Source organism: Nitrosomonas nitrosa (genome assembly GCF_003051105.1).
Lineage (GTDB): Bacteria > Pseudomonadota > Gammaproteobacteria > Burkholderiales > Nitrosomonadaceae > Nitrosomonas > Nitrosomonas nitrosa.
The window spans coordinates 1-26,145 of the sequence record NZ_QAOO01000033.1 but is presented as its reverse complement, the minus strand read 5'-3'; the positions used below and the strand labels follow the sequence as shown (position 1 = coordinate 26,145).

The 26,145-nt window shown below is 51.3% G+C and carries 15 protein-coding genes; 10 read left to right on the top strand and 5 right to left on the bottom strand.

Translation table 11 applies throughout. From position 1 onward, the window contains the following. Positions 1 to 160: 160 nt before the first annotated feature. The 3 genes from C8R30_RS13820 to C8R30_RS13810 form a co-directional block, all read right to left on the bottom strand. Positions 161 to 565: a PIN domain-containing protein gene (locus tag C8R30_RS13820; protein ID WP_258192057.1), complete on the bottom strand. Its 405-nt coding sequence runs from the start codon at positions 563 to 565 to the stop codon at positions 161 to 163. Positions 566 to 701: 136 nt separating this feature from the next. After that, the gene (locus C8R30_RS13815) at positions 702 to 1,307 is read right to left on the bottom strand and encodes a DUF1579 domain-containing protein (protein ID WP_219908892.1); all 606 of its coding nucleotides are present in this window, start codon (positions 1,305 to 1,307) and stop codon (positions 702 to 704) included. A 72-nt stretch (positions 1,308 to 1,379) separates the two neighbouring features. Beyond that, positions 1,380 to 1,742, bottom strand: coding sequence for a DUF1428 domain-containing protein (locus C8R30_RS13810; RefSeq protein ID WP_107790396.1), 363 nt, complete (start codon positions 1,740 to 1,742; stop codon positions 1,380 to 1,382). A 967-nt stretch (positions 1,743 to 2,709) separates the two neighbouring features. On the opposite strand from C8R30_RS13810, the gene C8R30_RS13795 reads away from it, so the two are divergent. From C8R30_RS13795 to C8R30_RS13750, 10 genes are all read left to right on the top strand, one after another. After that, positions 2,710 to 3,300, top strand: a complete 591-nt coding sequence (locus tag C8R30_RS13795; protein WP_219908891.1) for a DUF1819 family protein — start codon at positions 2,710 to 2,712, stop codon at positions 3,298 to 3,300. Between the two features lie 20 nt (positions 3,301 to 3,320). Then, complete coding sequence (locus tag C8R30_RS13790) at positions 3,321 to 3,911, top strand: DUF1788 domain-containing protein (protein ID WP_107790398.1); 591 nt, start codon at positions 3,321 to 3,323, stop codon at positions 3,909 to 3,911. A 129-nt stretch (positions 3,912 to 4,040) separates the two neighbouring features. Continuing rightward, positions 4,041 to 7,583 (top strand): BREX system P-loop protein BrxC, encoded by a 3,543-nt coding sequence (gene brxC / locus C8R30_RS13785; protein ID WP_107790392.1) that lies wholly within the window; start codon positions 4,041 to 4,043, stop codon positions 7,581 to 7,583. Between the two features lie 9 nt (positions 7,584 to 7,592). Further along, positions 7,593 to 9,260, top strand: coding sequence for a DNA glycosylase AlkZ-like family protein (locus C8R30_RS13780; protein ID WP_107790391.1), 1,668 nt, complete (start codon positions 7,593 to 7,595; stop codon positions 9,258 to 9,260). A gap of 322 nt (positions 9,261 to 9,582) precedes the next feature. Next, the gene (gene pglX, locus C8R30_RS13775; protein WP_107790390.1) at positions 9,583 to 13,101 is read left to right on the top strand and encodes a BREX-1 system adenine-specific DNA-methyltransferase PglX; all 3,519 of its coding nucleotides are present in this window, start codon (positions 9,583 to 9,585) and stop codon (positions 13,099 to 13,101) included. A gap of 12 nt (positions 13,102 to 13,113) precedes the next feature. Beyond that, positions 13,114 to 15,612, top strand: coding sequence for a BREX-1 system phosphatase PglZ type A (pglZ, locus tag C8R30_RS13770; protein WP_107790389.1), 2,499 nt, complete (start codon positions 13,114 to 13,116; stop codon positions 15,610 to 15,612). Between the two features lie 14 nt (positions 15,613 to 15,626). Beyond that, positions 15,627 to 17,681, top strand: a complete 2,055-nt coding sequence (brxL, locus tag C8R30_RS13765) for a BREX system Lon protease-like protein BrxL (protein ID WP_107790388.1) — start codon at positions 15,627 to 15,629, stop codon at positions 17,679 to 17,681. A gap of 20 nt (positions 17,682 to 17,701) precedes the next feature. After that, complete coding sequence (locus C8R30_RS13760) at positions 17,702 to 20,149, top strand: AAA family ATPase (RefSeq protein WP_107790387.1); 2,448 nt, start codon at positions 17,702 to 17,704, stop codon at positions 20,147 to 20,149. Next, positions 20,146 to 21,375, top strand: a complete 1,230-nt coding sequence (locus tag C8R30_RS13755; RefSeq protein ID WP_107790386.1) for an exonuclease SbcCD subunit D C-terminal domain-containing protein — start codon at positions 20,146 to 20,148, stop codon at positions 21,373 to 21,375. The genes C8R30_RS13760 and C8R30_RS13755 overlap by 4 nt, the downstream gene beginning before the upstream one ends. An 11-nt stretch (positions 21,376 to 21,386) precedes the next feature. Continuing rightward, complete coding sequence (locus C8R30_RS13750) at positions 21,387 to 24,641, top strand: AAA family ATPase (protein WP_107790385.1); 3,255 nt, start codon at positions 21,387 to 21,389, stop codon at positions 24,639 to 24,641. 107 nt (positions 24,642 to 24,748) lie between these two features. On the opposite strand, the gene C8R30_RS13745 is transcribed toward C8R30_RS13750, so the two are convergent. Beyond that, positions 24,749 to 25,117: a KfrB domain-containing protein gene (locus C8R30_RS13745; RefSeq protein ID WP_107790384.1), complete on the bottom strand. Its 369-nt coding sequence runs from the start codon at positions 25,115 to 25,117 to the stop codon at positions 24,749 to 24,751. A gap of 62 nt (positions 25,118 to 25,179) precedes the next feature. Then, on the bottom strand, positions 25,180 to 26,145 hold a 966-nt coding region (locus C8R30_RS13740), incomplete at its 5' end, for a ParB/RepB/Spo0J family partition protein (protein WP_107790383.1).

Here is a 26,145-nt window from a genome sequence, read left to right as displayed (position 1 = left end):
TCACTGCGGAAAGGATAAATTCGTCATCAAAAAGCTAAAATGTACCCGCAACACTGAAAATAGCAATGTGATGCACATACACGTCATCAAATCCACTGCTTTCTGCCCGCTTTCGCTTTTGCGATCATGCTTCGGGACATCCGCGGGAGAAATTAAAAATTCAATCGCGGAATTTGGGTCTAAATCTCCTGATTGCGGTAGATGGTTTAATGACCTCTATATTAAATGTTTCTGGCACAGCCCCATAATCCTTAAGATTAAAAGTCACAATGGCATCTGCACCGCCATTTACAGCTATTTCCAACACCATCTCATCATTTGGGTCATGCAACATTGGTCGCCATAAATAATGTGTTTTAACAGGCTGAACTATTGCTGCGATGCCATCCAAAAACATTTGAGATTGCAGTTGTGTAAGTCCAGCAGCAGTCAAGTGTTCAGGCGCTGTGCACTTGGCTTCATATTCAATAAAGAGTGGTACACTCGCCAATAGAATAAGCCTTTGCTTGAGCGCTTCTCCTAATAATGCGGCTGATGCACCAGTTGAGCTTCGCATTGCTGCAATAGAGAGCCAGGAGATGCTGAAATAATCAGCAAGATCTGGCTCACCACGCGCAGCAAGATACGAGATAATGTACGACTTGTATATTAAAATTCAGAACCGTAAGTCAGAAAACCGAGTATGCTGTCAACATACGAAATTATCGCTTCCGTGTATACGTGATTTCCATCATTTTCATTTCTTCGCCACCATGGTGAGCCCCGTACATGACAAATGTTTGAGTATTGTTATCGACAATCTTCCAGATAGCGCGGTGTGTCATATACCCACCACCTGGTTCGGCATGTTGTCCTTTTAGTGTAATCGTTCTGCCATCCGCACTTGCCGTGCCTTCCATCATGAAAATCCCAGTACTCATGGTATCCATCCATGCCGATACATAGCGTTCGAGAATATTGTCATAAGCGCTGATCCCGATTCCAGAATAGGGTTTGCCCATCATACTACCGTTGAATTTCTGCTGAAGAAAGCGCCCGCCCAGTAGCATTTCCATTTCAGCGATCCCGGTCGATTCCACTGGGGGTTTACCGGGCTCCATCCATTCCTTGGTTTCGGTCTTCCAACTACCCGCTAAGCTGGCAAACAACTTGTGAGGCTCTCCTGGCACAGCCAGCTTAGTATAAAGATCCATCATTGCCTGCGGATCCATGGGTTGCTCCATTTTCTTTTCCTCCGCCATAGCAGACGGCATCAACATGAGACAGTAAGCAATCAGTATCAGAATAAATAATAGGTTACGCATCATATCCTCCGATAGAAAAATGTGGGTATAAAAATATTTTTTAGGGTGCCATTGAAATCCGGTCGAATGATCGGTTTAAGCATTGACGAGTACTTTGAAGCCGCCATATGCCATTCGTTTACAATCGAATGGCTGAGAGCTGGACTTCATCATTTCTTCAAGGCGCGAGTCTGCCATGACTGCCTGATTTACCTGGTCGCGATGTGCTTTCGATTCGAAAACAATCCATGAGAAAATAACTGTCTCGTCATCTGCAGCCCCTGCGGCTTGTTTGAATGAGACAAATTCTGCTTGGTCCAAATCATCCCCCACGCATTCGATATATTCCAGCGCACCATGCTCTTTCCAGATCGATCCCGCTAATTCTGCGATTTTTTTATACTCGTCCAGGCTATTTTTAGCAACTGGGATGACATAACCATCGACATACTTTTCCATTGTGACCTCCTCCTTAATATAATCGTGTTTTTAGAAAGCTATAAGCTTCACGGGAAATTTTTGAGCTTTTCAGTTACTTTGCATCATGCTCTACCGAATAGTCGAATGAACAGCGGATAAATCGACAATCGAAGAATTTTTTCTACATGAATCGATAGCAAACGGTCAGCTTACCCGGACTCAGCTATTAATAGCTGTGATAAAAACCGCTCCTATTGACAACAGGATAACTATTTTCAAGTCCTCACTACCTGTGTTATCCATGACCTTAGCCCGGAACAACGCTGATCCACTGATGGGCAGTCTCAAGCAACAGGAGATCCTCATGCCACGCTTCGGCTTCCTGACCGACGACTGGGATCTGATCCACGGAGAACCAGTGAACTCACCGACCCTCAGCGCGACCTGCCTCCTATCGACCAGAAGGATGACTTCCGTCTCGGCGGGCTCAGCATATACCAGCTGATGGTGGTGGCGGTTCAGTGCACGCCTCGATTCCTGCTTGGACTTACCGGATGCCACTTATAGATCCAGGATCAGGCTCGCATCAGACATCTGGCATTGACTCTGCTAGCGGATGATCGGCTTTAAACGGCAAATGTCGTTTGACACTAGGTGGCCAATTCTTATATTTTTAGGCGATTTAATCGGAAGAACTCCGTCTGTTTTCCTTTACTTCGCCTCTTGCAAGCGCATGGTTTAACACCAATCGCTTACGAGGAGTTTGAATTGAGAAATGTCCGATTTAGATGACCGCAAATTATTGATAAGTGAGATTTGCAAGTTCCTCGGGCATAGCAATGACGCCATGTACAGTGGATTAATTAACATGAAATGCCCGACCACTGTCATGAGCTGCCTTTGGAAATTCAAGAAAGATGAAGTCGACACATGGTTGAAGGCTGGTGGCTCTGCAGAGCACTACAAATAGGAAACTTGATCAAGAATGAGTAACAACAGATACAGCATGTCATTTACTACCGGTGGTCTTTTTCAACGTGAATCCGCAAAACTAGTGGTGCTGTATCTTAACCTTGGCGATTGGAATTCTGTCCACAACAAGGTTATTACAGAAAATCTATTGCAGACCAGGACATTGAATACACTCAAGCGAGTCTGCCGCGAGGTTGTCTCTCGGCTTAGGACACTGAGCCAAGACGAACTTGAATTTCTTGTTGAGAGCAACCACCAAGAGCAAGCCTATCTGCTATGGCTTGCCATTTGCCGTCGGTATAAATTTATCGCTGATTTTGCCGTTGAAGTACTTCGAGAGCGTTACATCACATTGAAAGCCGATCTGACCTTTGATGATTTTGATTCCTTCTTTAACCGAAAATCCGAATGGCACTTGGAACTTGATGAGATTACCCCAGCGACGCGAAGCAAATTGCGGCAAGTTCTTTTCAGAATACTTCACGAAGCAGACCTCTTGACAACAAATAACATGATAAACGCTGCCATGCTCAGCCCGAGACTGTTGAAAATGATTCATCAAGGCAACCGCAGGGATGTTTTGTACTTCCCTGTATTTGAATCGGATCTGAAGGGGATGACGTAGTGATAGCAGATATAGCCACAATGTCAATACAAGATAGATTTCGACACCTCTTTGCCGTGATCTCGGGCCAGCGTTTTCTCAAAATGAGAGGTCTCGGTAGTGAGGTTCCGTTCTTTATCTGCCCTTTCAAGCCAGAAGAATCCGTTGAAATGGAGCGCCTCCAGCGTCAGCTGGTCAATCGCCTAGAGCAGGCCGGTGTACGGATCATAGGGATCAATCTGTACGACCTTTCGATCGAAATACTCAAAGAACGCAATATTCTGGAACAAATTCTCGAAATGGAGGAATCTGTTTCCAAAGAGCAGCTCAAAGAGCTATTGCAAGGGGTACTGGACCCCGAAGCGCATCTTGTTCCAGCCATCGCAGCCAAGCTGGCAAGAACTAACTTCGAGGTTCTTTTTCTATCCGGCGTTGGCGAGGTATTCCCCTACATCCGCTCGCACAACGTTTTGAACAATCTGCAGAGTACGGCAAAAGAAAAGCCGACCGTCATGTTCTTTCCAGGAGCCTACTCTCACTCACTGGAGTCTGGTGCATCCCTCGATCTCTTCGGTAGACTGCGCGACGACAAATACTATCGAGCATTCAACATCTTTCACTGCGAGCCCTAAAAAAAACAGAAATGTACACAGATAAATACAGATCACGAATACACAAAAAGATGCGCTTTTTCAGGAAACTCTTTTCACTGAAATTCATGTACAACTGCGTGAATCTATGATTCAAAAATGGATTCAACCATGACTTATCTTAAAGCCATTTTTAACAAACCAGTTGACCGACCGATTGAAGGTGTCATCAAAGCTGACGATGAAGCCAGCCTTCGCCTCGAAATTGAAGAATACGTGCTAACCAACGAAGTCGAGAAGCGGCTTGAGTCCTTCCTGGATGCCTACAATAACTACGAAGGTGCCAATGGTGTTTGGGTGTCCGGCTTCTTTGGGTCTGGTAAATCCCACCTGTTGAAGATGCTTGCGCTTTTGCTTGAAAACCGTCAGATAGACGGCACCTCGGCTCTTGACCTGTTCCTGCCCAAGTGTGGTGATAACGAAATCCTGCGCGGTGATCTCAAGCGAGCGGTTTCTATCCCTTCAAAAAGCATCCTGTTCAACATCGACCAGAAAGCGGATGTCATCAGTAAAACCCAGATCGATGCGCTCCTCGCCGTCTTCGTCAAAGTTTTCGATGAAATGTGCGGATACTACGGCAAGCAGGGGCACATCGCCCAGTTTGAGCGCGACCTCGATAGTCGTGGCCACTTTGAACAGTTTAAATCGGCCTATGAGTCTACAGCTGGCAAAACCTGGCAAAAGGGACGCGAGCAGGCTCTGCTCGAAGCAAAAAACATTGCCAAAGCCTATGCCCAAGCAACCGGTGGTGACGAGTTATCCGCCATGGGGATACTCGATAAATACCGTAACCAATACCGTGTCTCCATCGAAGATTTTGCCGAACAGGTACATGCGTATATCGAGCGGCAATTCTCCGATTTCCGTCTGAACTTCTTCGTTGATGAGGTTGGTCAGTACATCGCTGAAAACGTCAAGCTGATGACCAATCTTCAAACCATCGCCGAAAGTCTGGCCACCAAATGCCGGGGGCGTGCATGGATCATCGTAACCGCTCAGGAAGACATGGGATCGGTTGTTGGCGAGATGGGCAAACAGCAAGGTAATGACTTCTCGAAAATACAGGCACGGTTTGCAAATCGCATGAAACTAACCAGTGCCGACGTAGCGGAGGTTATTCAGAAGCGTTTGCTCATGAAAACCGAAGAAGGGGCTCAATTGCTCTCAGACATTTATCATACACAGTCCAACAATTTTAAGACCCTGTTTGATTTCGCCGACGGCTCGCAAACCTACCGGAATTTTCAGGACCGGGAGCATTTTATTCACAGTTACCCGTTCATTCCGTATCAGTTCGCGCTGTTCCAGTCGGCCATTCAAAATCTGTCGCAGCATAATGCTTTTGAGGGCAAACACAGCTCAGTGGGTGAACGTTCCATGCTGGGTGTGTTTCAACAGGTAGCGATTCAAATTGGGGAGCATAATATTGGTCAGCTAGCGACCTTTGATTTAATGTTCGAAGGCATTCGCACTGCATTGAAATCAAACATCCAGAGAGCCATCATACAGGCTGAAAACCATCTTGAAGGCCCCTTTGCAATCCAGTTGTTGAAAACGCTGTTCCTGGTCAAATACGTCAAGGAATTCAAACCGACCGTCCGGAATCTTTGCGTGCTAATGCTGGATGGATTTAATCAGGATCTGCCTGCGCTGAGGAAACAGATTGAAGAAGCCCTCAGTCTTTTGGAGCAGCAGACTTATGTGCAGCGCAATGGAGAACTCTATGAATACCTCACCGATGAGGAAAAAGATGTCGAGCAGGAAATCAAGAACACTGAGATAGAGTCATCAGATGTTGCCGTCGAGCTTGAGAAGATTGTTTTCGACCACGTTATTAAACATCGGAAAATTCGTTACGATGAGAATGGCCAGGATTACTCATTCTCCAGAAAACTCGATGATCGTTTGCACGGACGGGAATATGAGTTGGCCATCCATGTTGTCAGCCCTTTCCATGAGCACACTGATAACGAGCAGATGCTGCGTACAAATTCAACATACAAAGCTGATGAATTATTTGTGATCTTGCCTGCTGACGAGCGATTGATGCGCGACCTGTTAATGTATAAACGGACCGAGAAATACATCCGCCAGAATATCTCGACCACGCAGCAGGAAGCCGTGAAACGCATCCTGACAGACAAAGGCTTCCAGAATCGGGAGCGATATGATGAACTGCAACAGCGCGTCCAGAACCTGATGGGCAAAGCCAAGTTGCTCGTGGCAGGGGCCGATATCGAAATTGGCTCTGAAGATGCACAGCATCGGGTGACACGCGGATTTCACGATCTCATCTCACGTGCCTATCCGAACCTTCGCATGTTGCGCGGCATCACCTACATCGAGAACGATATCACCAAATATCTCAAGCAATCACAGCAAGGACTGTTTGGCAACGATACCACCTCGCTGGCCGAGTCGGAACAGGAACTGTTGGCGTTCATTCAAAGCAATAACCGAAGTGGTGTACGCACCACGCTGAAAAATATGCTGGAAAAATTCGAGCGCAAACCCTATGGATGGTATTACGCTGCCGTGCTTTGCACACTGGCCAACCTGTGCGCTCGTGGAAAAATCGAAGTTCGTGTTGATGGAAACCTGCTGGAAGAAGATGAACTGGAAAGGGCAATGCGTAATACTCATGGCCATGCCAATGTCGTGCTGGAACCTCAGGTCGAATTTACCGCATCACAGGTTCGATCCCTTAAAGAATTTTATGAGGACTTCTTCGACACCCCGCCCCATTCAAGCGAAGCGAAGGCACTCGGCAAGGAAACGGGCATTGCGTTTCAGGAACTGATACATCAACTTTCTCCGCTGGTTGCCCAATCATCCCAGTATCCTTTCCTGAACGCGCTGACACCGGCAATCAAGAAACTGAAGGAATGTACTGGCAAGCCTTACATCTGGTATATGACCGAGCTTGGTAATCAGGAAGATGAACTGCTTAAAATCAAGGAAAGCGTTATAGACCCTATCCGCAAGTTTATGCGTGGTTCACAAAGAGATATTTATGCTCAAGCCAGGGATTTTATGCGTATCCAGGAACCCAATTTCTCGTATATTAATGATGAAGCAGTTAACAAAGTAGAGCATGCACTTGAAGACCCCGCATGTTTCAAGGGTAACCGTATCCAGCAATTAAAGACTGACTTTGATGCTTTGAAGAAGGAAGTGGATAACAAGGTTAAAAACGTTCGCGAGTCGGCGATAAACACCATTGAAGCCATGAAATCACGCATGCAGAGCATGGATGAGTATCAAAAATTGCCTGATGAAAGAACTACCGAACTTTTGAAGCCCTATCAGGATTTAATCAATCATATTCAGCATCAAAACCTGATTGCGGTAATCAATGATCGCTTGCGCTTCTTCGATGAACAGGGGTATCAGGTACTTTTGGCGAAAATGGTGGAATTGGCAACACCGAAACCTGCTCTTGATTATAACGATGTTGATCAATCGGATAACGGCCACAAAGACAATACGAAAGTGAATGAAGCACCTCCTCCTGAGTATCTTTCGGTTCGGAAAATCAATGTTACTTTCAGTAAGGCCTGGCTGGCCGACGAAGCCGATGTAGATCGCTACCTGAGATCCATGCGAGAGGCGCTGCTGGAAGAGATTCGGAAAGGCAAAAGGATTCAGATTTAGAAACCACGAATGGACACGAATGAACACGAAATCGGGAAGCTGATCCGGCAAGGTGAAAGTCTGGCGCTGGAGTTCAAGAGCGACCTGAAGTGCCTTCCGGACCGGGACCTGGTAGCAGCTGTCGTTTCTTTGGCCAATACCGAGGGAGGCGAATTACTGCTCGGCGTTGAGGACGATGGTACGGTCAGCGGCTTACATGCGAACCATCTCAATGTTTCAGGCATTCCTTCATTGGTTGCCAACAAGACCAACCCTGCCATCTCAGTCAGAGTAGAGCGGTGTGACCTGCAGGGGAAATCTGTCGCTCGGATTACCGTTCCCAAGTCACGGCAACTGGTATCGACCTCCGATGGCCTTCTAGTTCGAAGACGGATCAGACTTGATGGCACACCTGAAGCGGTGCCGTTCTACCCCCACGAGTTTATCCAGCGCCAATCGTCAATGGGTCTCGTCGATCCCTCAGCCATGGTGCTTGAAGAAATAGACGCCAGCCAACTCGACCCTCTGCAGCGCCTGCGCATCCGTAACGCCATCAAAAAATACGGTGGCGAACAATCCCTGCTGGCGTTGGCGGATGACGAACTGGATGGTGCTCTGGGACTTTGCCGCGAAGTGAACGGCGTCAGGCGACCAACCATTGCCGGTTTGCTGTTGTTGGGAACCGAAAGCCTGCTGCGGCAACATCTCCCCGCCTACGAGGTCGCCTTTCAGGTGCTGCATGGCACGGATGTCAGAGTGAATGAGTTCTTCCGCAAACCCCTGCTGGAAACCTTCGAAGAAGTGGAGTTACTTTTCAAGGCACGGGTCGAGGAAGAAGAGATACAGATTGGCCTCTTCCGGGTACCGGTTCCCAACTATGATCGTCGCGCCTTCCGTGAAGCCTTCGTCAACGCCCTGGTACATCGTGATTTCAGTCGTCTGGGTGCCGTGCATGTCAAGATCACAGGCGATGGGCTCTCTATCAGCAATCCCGGCGGATTCGTCGAAGGTGTTACTTTGGACAACCTGCTCGTTGCCGACCCCCGCTCACGTAATCCACTACTTGCAGACGTGATCAAGCGGATCGGCCTAGCCGAGCGCACCGGGAGAGGCATTGACCGCATCTATGAAGGCATGCTGCGCTATGGTCGACCGGCGCCTGATTATTCCATGTCCGATGCATTCACAGTTTCCGTACAAATGGCCAACGTGGCCGCCGACCTCAATTTTCTTAAAATGGTGATTGAGCAAGAGGACAAGCTGGGGAACATGCCCATTGATTCCCTGATCATCCTGTCCCGCCTGCGTGAGGAACGCCGTTTGACGACAACCGACCTCGCTCCATCCGTCCAAAAAACGGAGGCCAATGTCCGGGCGACGTTGGAAAAACTGGTGGAAACCGGCCTTCTGGAACCCCACGGCACCGGCCGAGGCCGAACCTATACCCTCAGCGCTACCCTGTACCGTAAGGCAGGAGAAAAATCGGAATACATCCGCCAGGCCGGATTTGCACCCATCCAGCAGGAGCAGATGGTGCTTAACTACATCGACAGGCACGGCAGCATAAAACGAGCGGAAGTCATGGACCTTTGCCATCTCGATCGGAATCAGGCTTACCGCATGCTGGCCAGAATGAAAGAAGCTGGTCAAATTAAGCAAATCGGTGAGCATAAGGGGGCTGTTTATGAGCGGGCTTGAGGCGATATGCTCATATTTATGCTCACCGAGCGTAAATATGCTCGCCAAGCATAAAAGGTGCATCGCGTGTTTATACCCTTTGCAGGTGTGCATAGAATCGTGCACAGAGCCTTCAGGGCTCGTCCGAAAAATACGCTCGCCGCGCGTATATATGCGCTCCGCTCATAATTTATGCGTCCGGCGCATAAAAGCGTGTATAGCAACAAGCACCCCTTCAGTGCTTTCCGTGTATTCCGCCAGCTTGTGCGTGTCCGCACGAAGACAGGTGGTTAAAAATTATTCGTGTGGATTCGCGTCCATTCGTGGTTCAAAGGTTTCTTAGATGGAAACAACCAAACTCAAAAAATTCGCTCAGTTCGCCCGGCGCAGTCTGATGGAGCAAGTCTCGGCCAAGCTGAAACTGGTGCTGGCAGAGAACAGCGCCGCTCGGCGTGAAAGCCTTGATGCCATCAAAAAACTCGAAGAGGCTATCAAGAACCACGGTAAGGAACAGGTCATCGAGCGGGTGGCCTACATCTGGTTCAACCGCTTCTGCGCCCTGCGCTTCATGGACGTGAACCGCTACACCCGCATCGGTGTGGTGTCGCCCGCCGAGGGACAGTTCCAGCCCGAGATTCTGGCCGAAGCCAAGATGGGCCACATCGACGAAGAGATGGTCCACGATAAGATCCGGCAGCAGATCTTCGCCCTGCTCGACGGCAAAGCGCCCAGCCGCGATCCGCAGGGCGAGGCTTACCGCCTGCTGGTGGTCGCCGCCTGCAACTTCTGGAACAAGGCGATGCCGTTCCTGTTCCAGCGCATCGATGACTACGCCGAACTGCTGATGCCTGACGACCTGCTCTCGGGCAACTCCATCCTCGCCTACACCCGCGAGGCGATGACGCCGGATGCCTGCGAGGATGTCGAGGTGATCGGCTGGCTCTACCAGTTCTACATCTCCGAGAAAAAGGACGAGGTGTTCGACGGCCTGAAGAAGAACAAGAAGATCACGCCCGAGAACATCCCGGCAGCCACTCAGCTCTTCACTCCGCACTGGATCGTGCGCTACCTGGTGGAAAACTCCCTCGGCCGTCTGTGGCTGCTGAACCGTCCCGACTCAAAGCTGGTCGAGCAGATGGACTATTACATTCGTCCCGAACAACCGGAAACCGACTTTCTGAAAGTCAGCACGCCGGAGGAGATCAAGATCTGCGACCCGGCCTGCGGCTCCGGCCACATGCTCACCTATGCCTTTGACCTGCTCTATGCCATCTACGAGGAGGAAGGCTACGAGCCCGCTGAGATTCCGGAGAAGATCCTCACCAATAACCTCTTCGGCATCGAGATCGACGAACGAGCTGGGGAGCTGGCGGCCTTTGCGCTGACCATGAAGGCTCGCGCCAGGCAGCGTCGCTTCTTCAACAAGGGCGTCAAGCCGAACATCTGCGTGCTGGAAAATGTCCAATTTGACGGCAATGAGTTGAAGGATTACATGGATTTTGTCGGCCGTGACCTGTTCACCGCGCCACTGCAAACCACCCTGCGCCAGTTTGAAGAGGCCGACAACTTCGGCTCCCTGATCCGCCCGGATGTCACCGATGTGGACGGCATGCTCAGGATTCTGGAGTCAAAAAACGTCTCCGGGCAGCTGTTTATCAGCATGACACATCAGAAGGTGCTGCAAGCCCTGCGGCAGGCCGATTACCTGTGTCCAAAATACCATGTGGTGATTGCCAATCCGCCGTATATGGGTGGTAAGGGGATGAATCAGAAATTAAGTGACTATGCGAGAGCTGAGTTTCCAGACAGTAAGACCGATCTTTATTCTATTTTTATAGAACGTATTGAGATACTTGTCTTTCCGAATGGGTTTGTTGGTTTAATGACTCCGTTCACATGGATGTCATTGAAGTCATTTGAAGGGCTTCGCGCCAAACTCCTGTCTAACCGGTGGATTGCCTGTTTAGTACAGCCTGAATATCACTCTTTCTTTGAATCTGCATATGTTCCTGTTTGTGCATTCGTCCTTGGAAAAACCAAGTCCAATGGTCGGCGTGGAGTCTACATAGATTTGGGAGAGTTTTACGGGGCATCGAAGCAAGGCCCAAAAACACTAGAGGCAATTAACTCGAAGGAGTGCGCTTGGAAGGTATCGATCGATCAAGATGATTTCGACAAAATCCCTAGCAAGCCTATCGCTTTTTCAATAAGTGAAAAAACAAGAATAGCCTTTAGAAGTGACACATTAATGTCTGCGATAGCCGAACCGAGGCAAGGTTTGGCGACCGCGAACAACGACAAGTATCTTCGCTCTTGGAGCGAGGCAGCACACTCAAAAATTGCTCTGCATAGAAATGAAGATAATGGCAGCTTTTCAAAACGATGGTTTCCATATCAAAAAGGAGGGGCGTTCCGAAAATGGTTTGGTAATCACGAATTAGTAATCGACTGGCTAAATAATGGAGCTGCTTTGAAGGCAGACCCTAAGGCAGTCATTCGAAACCCAAGCTATTACCTTAAAGAAGGTATGACATGGACCAGTCTGACTGTGTCCTCGTTCAACGGTAGATACTGCCCTGAAGGCTTCATTTTTGATTCCAAAGGCCCAGTGCTATTTACGAGACAAGGGCAGCCTATCAAGAAGATTATGGCCTTCCTAAATAGCAAGGTCAGTACCACTTTTCTTGGGGTTTTGGCCCCAACAATGGACTTCTCTCAAGGGCCAGTGGGAAATGTTCCAGTACGAGCTGTTGTTTCGCAGGAAACGTCCGAAGATGAACTCAGAATTAATACGCTAATTTCACTATCCAAGTCAGACTGGGACGCCTACGAAACCTCCTGGGACTTCACGGGCCTGCCGTTACTGGATCCCGACAACCACCAACCGACCCTAAAGGCCACCTACCAGAAGCTCCGCGCCCACTGGCAAGAGATGACGCTGGAGATGCAGCGGCTGGAGGAAGAGAACAACCGCATCTTCATCGAGGCCTATGGCCTGCAGGACGAGCTGACGCCCGAGGTGCCGCTCAACGAGATCACCCTGACCTGCAACCCGCACTACCGCTACGGCAACGACAAGAGCGAGGACGAGCTGGAGGCCCTGCTGCTGGCGGACACCATGCGCGAGCTGGTCTCCTATGCCGTGGGCTGCATGTTCGGTCGCTACGCGCTGGACAGGCCGGGGCTGATCTTGGCCAACCAGGGCGAGACCATCGAGGACTACCTGAAGCGGGTTCCGGAGCCGAGCTTCCCGGCCGATGACGACAACGTCATCCCCATGCTCGACGGCGACTGGTTCACCGACGACATTGCCGAGCGCTTCCGCAGGTTCCTGCGCGTGGCCTTTGGCGAGGCACACTACGAGGAAAACCTTCGGTTCGTCGAGCAGGCGCTGAACATCAAGGGCAAGCGTAACTACAGCATCCGCGACTACTTCCTGGGCGAGTTCTACACCGACCATGTGAAGCGCTACAAGAAGCGGCCCATCTACTGGCTGTTCTCCAGCCCCAAGGGCAGTTTCAACGCGCTGATCTACATGCACCGCTACCGCCCGGATACGGTCAGCGTGGTGCTCAACGATTACCTGCGCGAGTTCCGCACCAAGCTTACTGCCCACAAGAACCATCTGGAGGCGGTCAGCATCAGCGCCAGCGCCTCCCAGGGCGAGAAGACCAAGGCCCTGAAGGAGATCGAGAACATCACCAAGATGATTGCCGAGCTGGAGGAGTACGAGCGCGAGGTGCTGTACCCGCTGGCCACCGAGCAGGTGGAGATCGACCTCGACGACGGCGTCAAGCTCAACTACCCCAAACTCGGCGCGGCCTTGAAGAAGATCGTCGGCCTGGATGCGAAAGAGGATTAAGGAGCGCCATTGATGGAAAACCGCATTGCCCAGGCCCTGACCAAACTCTTCGACCGGCACCGGATCGTCTTCTGGTACGACGCCAAGCAGGAGTTGCGCGACGACTTCGATGCGCTTCAGCTTCCCGGCGTCGAGAAGCTGAAGCTGATCAACAACGAGTACGGCATCAAGTACAGGCTGCTGCGCGAGCAACCGGAACAGAAATTCCTGCTCTACCGCGAAGGCCCTCAGCCCGCCGATCTGGATAACTGGCTGCTGGACGTCCAGCTGGCCCATGGCGAGTTCCGCACCGATCAGGTGGCCATCTGGCTGTCCGAACTGGAGCTCGGCCTGGAGTTCACGGATGTGGTGCAGGCTCATGCGGAGTTCTTCCAGGCGATCAAGCGCAAGGACGCCCTCAAGAAGCTGCTGAAAGCCGACGACACCGCCGGACAGATTCGCCTGAAGATGCTGGCGGTATGCACCGGCAGCGAGCCGCGCATGGATGCGGTGGTGGAAAACCTGCTGCAGGAACTGGCCGACGGCCGGGACGAGAAGATCAAGCTGGTTGGCCGGTGCAGCCTGGACGGTTTCCTCTGGGAACAGATGACCCGCTGCTATGGCTACAAGTCCGACGAGCCGAGCATCCGCGACTTCGCCATTGAGCTGTTCAAGTCCTGCTACGCCATGGGCACCGACGGCCAGGTGAAACTGACCGGCGACGCCATGGTGTTTCTCAAGCGCTGGAAAGACAGCCGTCAATTCGAAGGCGGCTTCGAGACCCTCTCGGGAGAATGCGCCGAGGTCCTCGGCATTGAGCAGGATCTGGCCAAGCGGGATTTCCGCGAGTTGATCGAGCTGGATTACTTCCGCCTGATCGACCAGAAGATCATCAGCGACCTGGTGCGGGCGGTGGCAGCCCGCACGGCCTCCAGCGGTGACGTGGCGATCTGGGTTCGACAGCGGCGACAAGGCCACTGGTACCGCGAATACCGGCATCTGTACGAGGCAGTCGATTACGCCGCCCAGTTTACCCACGCCCTGGGCGAGGCCAAACTCGCCATGGACAGCCTAGCCGAAGGCGTGCAGCGCTACAGCCGCTTCTGGTATCAGCTCGATCAGCTCTACCGCAAGTTCACCTACCACGTGCGCATGTCAGGACAGGCGTCGCTGATGGGCAGCCTGACCGAGCAGATTGAAAACCTCTATACCAACAACTACCTGCTGAAGCTGGGCGACCGCTTCCAGACCTTCGTGGATGTGGCATCGAAGTGGGAAGCCTTCCCGGTGCGTAAGCAGAAGGAGTTTTTCGAGCACTGGGTCCGGCCGTTCCTGCGCAAGGACAACAAGGTCTGCGTGATCATCTCCGACGCCATGCGCTACGAGATCGGCGATGAGTTGCTGAGCCTCATCCGCCAGGAAGACCGCTACAGCGCCGAGCTGGAACCGGCACTGTCGATGCTGCCCAGCTACACCCAGCTCGGCATGGCGGCGCTGTTACCCAACAAGGCGCTGGCGATTTCCGACAACGAGACCGGCACCGTGCTGGTGGATGGCCAAAGTACCCAAGGAACGGCCAACCGGACGAAAATTTTGCGGGCTATGCTAGGCGGCCGAGGCGAGGCGGTCACAGCTGAAGGTTTCATGCAGCTAGACCGAGATAGCAGTAGGGATATGCTGAAGGCCAACGATGTGGTGTATATCTACCATAATCGAATTGATCACACAGGCGACAAGATCCAGTCCGAAGGGAGAGCATTTGAAGCTGCTGAGGAAACGTTGGCCGACATCGTTCGGTTGGTGAAAAAGCTGACAGCTGCCAATGCGAACAATATCCTGGTTACTGCGGATCATGGTTTTATTTACCAGCATCGCGCTCTGGATGAGAGCGATTTTTCCAGCGTGGATGCTCAGGGAGAGGTAATTCTGTATCGCGATCGCCGCTTCGTGCTTGGCAAGGGGCTTGCCGAAACATCCAGCCTGCACAAGTTCACCCCCGAGCAGCTTGGCCTTGCCGGTGAGGTGGAAGTGCAGATTCCCAAGTCGATCAACCGCCTGCGCCTGAAGGGTTCCGGCAGCCGCTTTGTGCATGGCGGCGCGTCGTTGCAGGAGGTAGTGATTCCGGTGCTCAAGATCAACAAGAAGCGCCAGAGCGACGTCACCGCCGTCGAGGTGGACATCCTGCGCGGAGCGAGCTCGGTGATTACCTCCGGGCAACTGGCAGTGACCATGTACCAGGCAGGGCCGGTTACCGACAAGATCCAGCCGCGTGTGCTGCGGGCTGGCCTCTACACCGAGGCAGGCGACCTGATCTCCGACAGCCACGACCTGACCTTTGACCTGAGCTCGGACAATCCCCGGGAGCGGGAGCTGCAGGTCCGCTTCGTGCTGACCCGCAAGGCCGACGAGGCCAATGGACAGGAGGTCATTCTACGGCTGGAGGAAAAACACGCCGGGACTTCACATTACAAGGAATACAAGTCGCTCCGGTACTTGATGCGGCGCTCATTTACCAGCGACTTCGACTTTTAAAGGACGGGTGACCGATGAACGAACTTGACCAGAAAATCAACACACACTTCCCGGGACTCGTTGTCCGCAAGGATCTCGTTAAGACGGTCAAGGGCAACGCCATCGTTCCCTCCTACGTGCTGGAATACCTGCTGGGCCAGTATTGCGCCACCAGCGATGAGCCGACCATCCAGACCGGTATCGAGACGGTCAAGGAGATCCTTGCCAAGCATTATGTTCACCGGAACGAAGCCGGATTGGTTCGCTCGAACATCAAGGAAAAGGGGCGCTACAAGGTCATCGACAAAATCAGCGTTGACCTGAACGATAAGAAGGATGTCTACGAGGCGCAGTTCTCTAACCTGGGCATCAAAGAGGTCTTGGTTGATTCCGGAACGGTAAAAAAGCACCCCAAGCTTCTGGTCGGCGGCGTGTGGTGCATTGCTGATTTGGAATATGAGTTCACCGAAGACAAAAGCGCCAGCCCTTGGATCTTGTCGACCCTCAAGCCGATCCAGCTCTCCCATTTCGATTTCGACGGCTATGTTGAGGCCCGCAAACAATTCACCACCGACGAGTGGATCGACCTGCTGGTGCAAAGCATCGGCTTCAACCCGGAGATGTTCGGCAAGCGCAGCAAGCTGACCCAACTGGTCCGCCTGATCCCGTTTTGCGAACGCAACTACAACCTGATCGAACTTGGACCCAAGGGGACCGGTAAATCTCACATCTACTCGGAATTCTCGCCACACGGCATCCTGATCTCCGGCGGCGAGGTTACGGTTCCCAAGCTGTTCGTGAACAACTCTTCCGGAAAGATCGGCCTGGTCGGCTACTGGGATTGCGTTGCCTTCGACGAGTTTGCCGGAAAGCAAAAACGCGTGGACAAGGCCCTGGTTGACATCATGAAGAACTACATGGCCAATAAGTCCTTCTCGCGGGGTGTCGAGACGCTGGGCGCGGAGGCCTCCATGGTGTTCGTGGGCAACACTCAGCACACCGTGCCCTACATGCTCAAACACTCGGACCTTTTTTGCGAGCTGCCCGACAAGTTCTACGACTCCGCATTTCTTGACCGCATCCATTTCTATATCCCGGGCTGGGAGGTCGACATCATCCGGGGCGAGATGTTTTCCAACGGCTACGGCTTCGTGGTGGACTACCTGGCCGAGATCCTTCGCTCGCTGCGCAATCACGATTACTCGGACCGCTACAAGGAGCACTTCTCCCTCTCCTCCGATATCTCGACGCGGGACCGCGATGGCATCAACAAAACATTCTCAGGCTTGATGAAGATTCTTTTTCCGCATGGGGGAGCGACCGAGGAAGAGGTCGAGGAACTGCTGCGGTTCGCGATTGAAGGCCGCAAGCGCGTCAAAGACCAACTGATGCGAATCGATTCGACCTATGGCAATGTCCGTTTCTCCTATCTTGACGCAAGTGGACAGACCAAACCCGTCACCACGCTTGAAGAGGAGGAATATCCCAACTTCTACTACCACAAAACCATAGACGAGACCGAAGACGGCGAAGTTTCTGAAACTGCAAAACCCAGTGCGCAACCGGTTCAGCCCGAGACGCTTGCACCAGCCGAATCCGCCCTCAAGGAAAAACACCTTACATTCCAGGAGAACCAGAAGGGCCTCTCCTTCGATACGCTGCTAGGACCCTATCTCAAGGGAGCGACTGCGATCAAGGTTACCGATCCATACATCCGCCTGTTTTACCAAATGCGTAACTTCATGGAATTTCTGGAGACCGTGGTCAGGCACAAGGCTCCGGATGAGGAAGTGGCCGTTCATCTGGTGACGACTGAAGATGAGTTCAAAGGCGAACAGCAGAAGGAAAACTTCGACAAGATGAAGGAGTCTGCCAGTGCGGTGGGCGTGAACTTCACCTGGGAGTTCGACGGCACTGGCACTATCCATGCCCGTCACATCGTGACCGACCACGGCTGGAAAATCTCTCTGGATCGTGGCCTCGATATCTTTCAGCACTATGATATGAATGATGTCTTTACCTTCACCAATCGGCTGCAGCAATACCGCTCATGTAAAGCTTTCGAAGTGTCGTTTATTAGGCACGAGTAGAGAGACTGCAGGATGCTGAGATGAGTGGTGAAATAAAGAAGATTGATACAATACGAAACATGGCGGTCTTTCAAGACTTCCGCTGGGCCTCATCTGTCAGAGATGAAGGCAACAATGTTGCTGAGTTTAAAAAGATCAACATCCTTTACGGTCGCAATTATTCAGGCAAGACGACATTGTCGCGCATACTCCGCGCTATGGAGACCGGGGGACTATCCGATAAATTTGAAAATCCATCGTTTGTTGTTACATTTGTCGATGGCACTCAAACAACGCAAAGCACTCCTACAGCCCACGGCAAAAAGATTCGGGTATTCAATGAAGACTTTGTCAGAGACAACCTGCGCTTCATCACCAACCCGGATGACAGTATTGAGCCTTTCGCCATCCTCGGTGACGACAACAATAAAATCGAGAGGGAAATCGAAGCGCTTGAAAGTGAACTTGGCTCAAAGGGGGGAGGAAAAGAATCCGGCTTGTACGCGCAGCAAATTACTGCGAAAACGCAATTCAACAATGCAAGCCAAGAGTACAAAACAGCCAATGACGCCCTTGAGAAGCAACTAGGTAATAAGGCCAATGACAAAAATATCGGCATTAGGTACAAACCGGAGCGTTTTGGGGATCAAAACTATAACATCCAGAAGCTCAGAGCAGATATTGAAAGGGTTCTGGATGCTAACTATCAACTGCCAACTGATGAACAACTAACACAATGCGAAAAACTGATCTCCGAAAAGACACTCCAGCCTATCCCTCCCTTCCATGCCCCTAGTCTCAATGTTTCGATTCTGGCGGATGAAACCGAAACTCTTGTAACCAAGAAGATCAGCGAATCTGACAAAATCGAAGAACTGGTCAAAGACGCCATTCTGAACCGATGGGTCAACGACGGCCGCACTCACCACAAAGACAAGCGCGTAAATTGCGCATTCTGTGGCAACTTTATCACTGAGGAACGCTGGGTGAAACTGGAGAGGCACTTTGACGAAGAGTCTGAAAAGTTTGAAAAGGATATTGACGCACTGATAGCCGGAATTGAAGCGGAGAAGAGTGCAGTAGCTGCCGCGTTATCCCTGGACAAAGCCCGCTTCTATTCAAAATTCCACGGAAGGATCGACGAACTGGATAAAATGCTAAAAGACGCTGTTGGCAAGTACGCAAAATCCCTAGAGGCGCTAACTGTTCAGCTAAAGGCCAGGAAAGATGACATCCTCAACCCTAAGACGTTTGAAAAACCAGATGCTGCCTCTGGCGGTCTGGTTGCCGCCTGGAATTTATATGATGAGATTCGAAGCGAATCCGATACCTTTTCAAACTCGTTAAGCGCGGAGCAGACAAAAGCCAAAGAGGCTTTGCGGCTAAAGGAAGTATCAGACTATCTCGTCACCATCCGATACCAAGAGCAGCTTTCTTCGATTGAAGGCGTCAAGAGCAAGTTTGATGAAGCCAAGCGAGAAAAAGACCGCATCGAAGAAGACATCCGTCAGAAAGAAGAGCTAATCACGTCCAAGAAGCGCGAACTGAATGACGAGGAAAAAGGCGCAAAGAAGGTAAATGAATATTTGAACAACTTCTTTGGGCACCAATTTCTTTCGCTGGAAGCCAAGAAGGATGAAATTGCCGGGGAGGAATCCAAGCGAATCCGATTTGAAGTCATCCGGGACGGTAAGAAAGCCTACTATCTGAGTGAAGGGGAATGCAGCCTGTTGGCATTTTGCTATTTTCTCGCGAAACTCGACGATATCGACACAAGGGATTCAAAACCGATCATCTGGATTGACGATCCGATATCATCGCTCGATGGAAACCATATTTTCTTTGTTTACAGTCTGCTAAACGCAGAAATCGTTTCCAGTGAAAGATTCGAGCAGTTGTTTGTATCAACGCATAACCTCGATTTTCTGAAATATTTAAAGAGATTGAATGGAAAGTATCTTGGCGATGATAGGAAGGAAAAGGACTATCAAAAGGGTTATTTCGTAGTAATCCGCCAAGACAAGACATCAACCATCGGGATAATGCCAAAGTACCTGAAAGAATATGTAACCGAATTCAACTACCTCTTCCATCAAATACATAAATGTGCTGCGATCAATACCGTTGACGACAACAACTTTACAACTTTCTACAACTTCGCGAATAATGCCAGAAAATTCTTCGAGATTTACCTATATTACAAGTATCCAGATCAGGGGATGACCTCGAAGACTTTGCATCTTTTCTTCGGTGAAGAAAAGATACCCGCCGTTTTAACTGACAGAATCAATAACGAATATTCCCATTTATGCGGAGTCTTCGAGCGCGGCTCAACGCCGGTTGAAGTACCTGAGATGCAGACCGCCGCACGGCAAATAATTGAAAGATTAAAAGAAGATAAGGATCAGTATTCGGCTTTGCTTAAAAGTATAGGTTCGAACGAGGATTCCCTCGAAGGAATGGGTGCAAAAATTGAGGGGGCGCAATGAAACTCCTTCATACATCTGACTGGCACATCGGCCGAACCCTTTACGGCAGAAAACGCTACGAGGAGTTCGAGGTGTTCCTGGCCTGGCTGGCAGAGACGATTCAGCAGAATAAAATCGATGCCCTGCTTGTGGCGGGTGACGTCTTTGACACCAGTGCTCCAAGCAATCGCGCTCAGGAGCTCTATTACCGTTTCCTGTGCCGGGTGGCCGCGTCATCGTGTCGGCATGTTGTTATCGTGGCAGGTAACCACGATTCGCCTTCATTCCTCAATGCCCCCAAGGAGCTGCTCAAAGCCCTTGATGTCCACATAATCGGCAGTAGCACCGAAGCCTCGGAAGAAGAAGTGCTGGTGCTCCGTAATGGGCAGGATACTCCGGAACTGATTGTCTGCGCCGTGCCATACCTCCGCGACCGGGATATCCGTGTGGCGGAAGCTGGTGAGAGTGTCGAAGATAAGGAGCGGAAGCTGATTGACGGCATCCGAAATCATTACGCCACCGTCGCCGCTCTGGCTGAACAGAAGCGTAAGGAACTCGGAGCTGATATCCCCATCGTTGCCATGGGACACCTGTTTACCGCTGGAGGACAAACCGTCGACGGAGATGGCGTGCGCGAACTCTATGTTGGATCTCTTGCTCATGTGACTGCCGGGATCTTCCCTGCGTGCTTCAACTACGTGGCGCTTGGACACCTCCACGTTCCGCAGAAGGTAAACGGCCTTGAGACCATACGGTACAGCGGCTCTCCTCTGCCTATGGGATTTGGAGAGGCAAAACAACAGAAGAGCGTTTGCCAGGTTGAATTCCACAGCACGGCTGCATCCGTACAGTTGGTCGATGTGCCGGTGTTTCAAAAGCTCGAGCGCGTCAAGGGAGACTGGAACGGCATCTCAAGCCGCATTCTCGAACTGTCGGCAACTGGCTTCCAAGGGTGGCTCGAAGTCATCTACGAAGGCGACGAAGTCATTGGCGACCTGCGTGAGCGCCTGGAGGCAGCTATTTCCGGCACCCAAATGGAAATTCTCCGGATAAAGAACAACCGCATCATCGACCGCGTTCTGGGCCAAATCCATGAAGAGGAAACGCTCGACGATCTGAACGTGAACGACGTGTTCGAACGATGCCTCGCCGTCCATGACGTGCCCGAAGAGCAGCGGCCGGAGCTGCTTCGGGCCTACCAGGAAACGGTCTCGTCTCTCTATGAAGACGATGTGCAGGCGGAATAGAGAGGCTGTCGATGAGAATACTGCAGGTACGCTTCAAGAAGCTGAACTCACTGGTCGGCGAATGGCAAATCGACCTGATGCATCCGGCCTTCGCGTCTGACGGCATCTTCGCCATCACCGGCCCCACCGGCGCGGGGAAGACCACCATCCTCGATGCTATTTGCCTCGCCCTTTATGGGCGGACGCCTCGCCTGAACAAGGTCACCAAGAGCGGAAACGAAATCATGTCCCGCCAGACCGGCGAATGTTTTGCCGAGGTGACCTTCGAAACCCAGACCGGGCGTTACCGCTGTCACTGGAGCCAACACCGGGCACGCAAGAAGCCGGATGGCGAACTCCAGGCCCCGAAACACGAAATTGCCAATGCCGATTCCGGCGAAATCTTTGAATCCAAGATCAGAGGTGTAGCCGACCAGATCGAGTCGGCTACCGGCATGGACTTTGATCGTTTCACCCGTTCCATGTTGCTGGCCCAGGGCGGCTTTGCCGCGTTCCTTCAGGCGGCACCGGATGATCGTGCTCCGATTCTGGAGCAGATAACGGGCACAGAGATCTACAGCCAGATATCCATCCGTGTCCATGAGCGCCAATGTGAGGAGCGGGAAAAACTGAACCTGCTCCAGGCTGAAACGGCAGGTATCGTGATTCTTGACCCGGAGCAGGAACAAGAGATCGGGCAGACACTCGAGACAAAGCAGAAGGAAGAGACAGACCTTGCCGCCAAATCCGCTGACACCGGGAAGGCCATTGCCTGGCTCACCACCATCGATGGGCTGAAGAAGGAAATCATCAACCTGGCCGATGAAGCGAGCAAGCTGCAGGGCGATATCGAGGCATTCAAACCGGACCGTGAAAAGCTGGGCCGGGCTTTGAGCGCCGCCTCACTGGACGGCGCATACGCGACGCTCACAGCCACCCGCAAACAGCAGGCGGATGATAGAGCAGGCTTGACAGCTGAGGAAGAGGCTCTTCCTGGACTGGAATCCTCCGCCAAGGAACAGGCCGAGGCACTGAAATCGGCTGATCAACAAACCGCTCGGGCCAAAGAAGAGCTGAAAGCGGCCGCGCCTACATTGCAGAAGATTCGCTCCCTCGACCAGAAACTTGCCGATCAGAAAAAGGCCGTTTCGGAAGAGGATGAGGGCTGTAAGAAGGCTGTGGCAAAGATTGATGCAGACAAAAAAGCCCAGCTCGAAGAGCAGGAAAAACGATCCAAGGCTAATGGGGCGCTGGATCTTGTGGACAGCTATCTCAAGGAGCATGCGCGGGATGAATGGCTGATCAGCGGTCTGGCTGGCGTTGAAGAACAGATCGGCGGCCTGCTCTCCAAGCAAAATGAAATCGTTCAAAAGTCGGCCGCTCAAGAAACGGCCAATACGACTCTGGAACTGGCGGCAAAATCACTCGAGGACTGTCAGAAGCAATCCGGCATCCGGAAGCAGGAGTTGGAGGACGCCTCAAAACAGTTTCAGCAGGCGAAGGATGCTTTGAGCCAGCTACTGGGGGACCGCTTGTTGCGGGAATATCGCACCGAGAAGGAAACCCTGCTGCGAGAAATGGCCTTCCTGACGAAAATTGCGGAGCTTGAAGATCATCGGGCAAAACTGGAAGACAGCAAGCCCTGTCCACTCTGTGGCGCGACCGAACACCCCTTCGCGGAAGGGAATGTACCCGCCCCCGATGAAACCGAACAAAAGATCGACGCACTGACCAGACTGATTGGCAAAGCCGAGGATCAGGAAGCCGCCATCAAGAAACTCGAAGAAGCAGAAAGCCTGGCCCGCAAGAACCTGACGGAGGCTGAGAAGCTGGAGTCAGCAGCGGCTAATGACAAGAAGGCCGCCGAGAAAGCCCTGGCCGAGGTGAAGGACGGCCTGGTGAAACTCCGTGCTGATTTTGCCGAACGCAGGCAGTCGGTCTCTGCCAAACTCCAGCCGCTTGGTATTTCGGACATCCCTGAAACGGACATTTCATCTCTGATCGAAACCCTCAGAGTGAGACTGAAGGCGTGGCAGGCCCAGGTAAAGAAAAAGGCGGACATCGAGAAACAGATTGCCGACATCGGCAGCGAGGTAAAGCGGCTGGATGCGGTTATCGAAACTCAAAGCACCGCCCTAGCCGAAAAGCTGGAGCGTCTGGAAACCTTGAAAAAGGAACTCGCCGCTGGAAGTGATGAGCGTAATGCCCTGTACGGCGACAAGAATCCGGACGATGAGGAGCGCCGTTTAAACAAGGCGATTTCTGATGCCGAAGGTTCCGAAAAGCAGGTCAGAGAACGGCATAATGAGCTCCAACAAAAATGGAATACCGCGAAGGCCCATGTCGAATCTCTGAAGAAACGTTTCGAGCAACGAGAGCCGGAACTGAGAAAGCTTGAAACAGAATTCTCCGCAGCGCTTGCGCCTGTGGGATTTTCAAATGAAGAACAGTTTTTGGCGGCCATATTGCCCCCTGAAGCTCGGGCGAAGTTGACGGCTACGGCCAAGGATCTGGATGAGCGTCAAACAGATCTGAAAGCCAGGCAGAAGGATCGGGAAACGCGCTTGACCACGGAAATGGCCCGAAAGATCACCGACAAGTCGCTGGAAGAGCTCGAGCCGCAATTCAAAGAGCACGAGAAAGCCCTGAAAGAGCTGCGGGACATCATTGCCGGTCTCAAGCACAGGCTAAGTGAGAATACAGCTGCAAAAGAGCGGATAAAGGAAAAGCGGACAGCTATCGAAGCCCAGAAAACAGAGTGCCGCAGGTGGGAAAACCTGCACGAATTGATCGGCTCCGCAGACGGTAAGAAGTACCGCAATTTTGCTCAGGGTCTGACCTTCGAAATGATGATTGGTCACGCCAACCGGCAATTGCAGAAAATGACCGACCGCTACTTGCTGGCCCGAGACGACGTTCAACCCCTGGAACTCAACGTGGTCGACAACTATCAAGCTGGTGAGATACGGTCCACGAAGAATCTTTCCGGCGGCGAGAGCTTCATCGTCAGCCTATCTCTGGCGCTTGGGTTGTCCCATATGGCCAGCAAGAATGTCCGGGTGGATTCGCTGTTCCTGGATGAAGGCTTCGGCACCCTGGACGAGGAAGCCCTCGACACCGCCCTGGAAACCCTCGCAGGCTTGCAGCAGGACGGCAAGCTGATCGGCGTTATTTCGCATGTACCAGCCCTAAAGGAGCGGATCAACACCCAGATCCAGGTAACGCCTCAAACCGGTGGCAGAAGCCAGATATCCGGGCCTGGATGTCGAAGTATAGGTTCAGTTTAACGGAACTGCCACTTCGAGAAGATGCTTAAGAACAAGCAGAAAAAATGAGCAAGTGAATCATTAGTGCCGCATATCCTCTCTATATTTAGCTCCATTTTTGAATCGCATTAAATTCTTACCGTTCTAGTCTTTTTATGGGAGTCCATCTGGGTCAAACATGCCTTCTCCCCATCATACTCAATAATCATATCCTTCCCCGCAACAGGCTTACCATCAACAGCATTCAATCGATGCACAATAAAATCCTTCCCAGCTTGCTGATAAAAGACCACATTTTCCTTGTCGATATACACAATCTTGCCTTCATATCGTTTTTTATCACCAGGCGGCTTGGCTAGATAAATATTGTAAATTCCGGGCTTGATACCCTCCTCCGCTTTTTTGATGGTGCCGGTCGTCTCCCATTCATTGTTGACCAAGGCCTGAATAATCTTTTGCCCATTCATCACAACAATGCGCAGCTTTTGAGTTGTCATCGTTTTTGTTTGTCTTTTAGCAAATAGGCGGTAGAGAGTTTATGTGCATGAGGCATTCAAATTTATTGACCTGCCTCCTGATTGGCAAGCTCATCCAGGATTTTGAACAAATCGAAATTTGCCGATCTTTCCGTGCCGTATAAAAAAGCGATCAATTGCAAAGCGCCACTGCCTTTGGCGGAGAAACGCCCATCTTGTAATGCATGGATAGTATATTGAATGATATTCGAGCAATTTCTGCCTTCTTCAAAGTAGCCTTTAACTCGGGTTGTCAGCAGCTTTTTATCGTCTTTGGATAAATCACGTATCAAATCCTGCGGCTTGCGTTTGTCTTTTTTGATCAGGTGGTAAATCGAATCAAGCAATGAAACCGGCGCGCTTTGTTTTTTTTCATGCTGGTTGGCGGCAGTAATGGATTTATCTTCCTCTTGTTGGGACTGCCCTTCTGTTTCACTGAAACCTTGCTTTTTCTTCTGCTCCAGGAATTTGCTGAAATGTTTCACATCCAGTCTCGATATCTCTTCCGGCGCACTGAGATTGAGCCAATTGATCACTTCCTCTTTGTTGGATTTGTAGAGACGGGTTAAATCATAAATTGCCGTTACATCGGTGCATCTTCCCGACTGATAGACTTCATTGATAGGATCCGGCAGATCGAGCAACGCGGCATGTGTGGTGATATAGGGATTGGTTTTACCGATGCGTTTGGCAATTTCAGATTTGGTTTTCCCGGCAGCAAGCTGCCGCCCGATAAAGTCGGCGATTTCTCTCGATGTCAAGTTATCCCGTTGCAGGTTCTCGATCACCTGATCAGCTTCACTATAATCGGTATCGATGAACGCTGGAATCGTTTTCAACCCGGCATTGATACAGGCACGATAGCGCCTTGCGCCATGGTTGATGATATAAGCTCCGGGTTTATCCGGATTCGGGCGTACCGATATCGGCGATTTCACGCCTCTTAACTTAACGGTTTCGGTCAATTCACGCAATGTATCCTCATTAAATTTCTTTCTGGGCTGATGGAT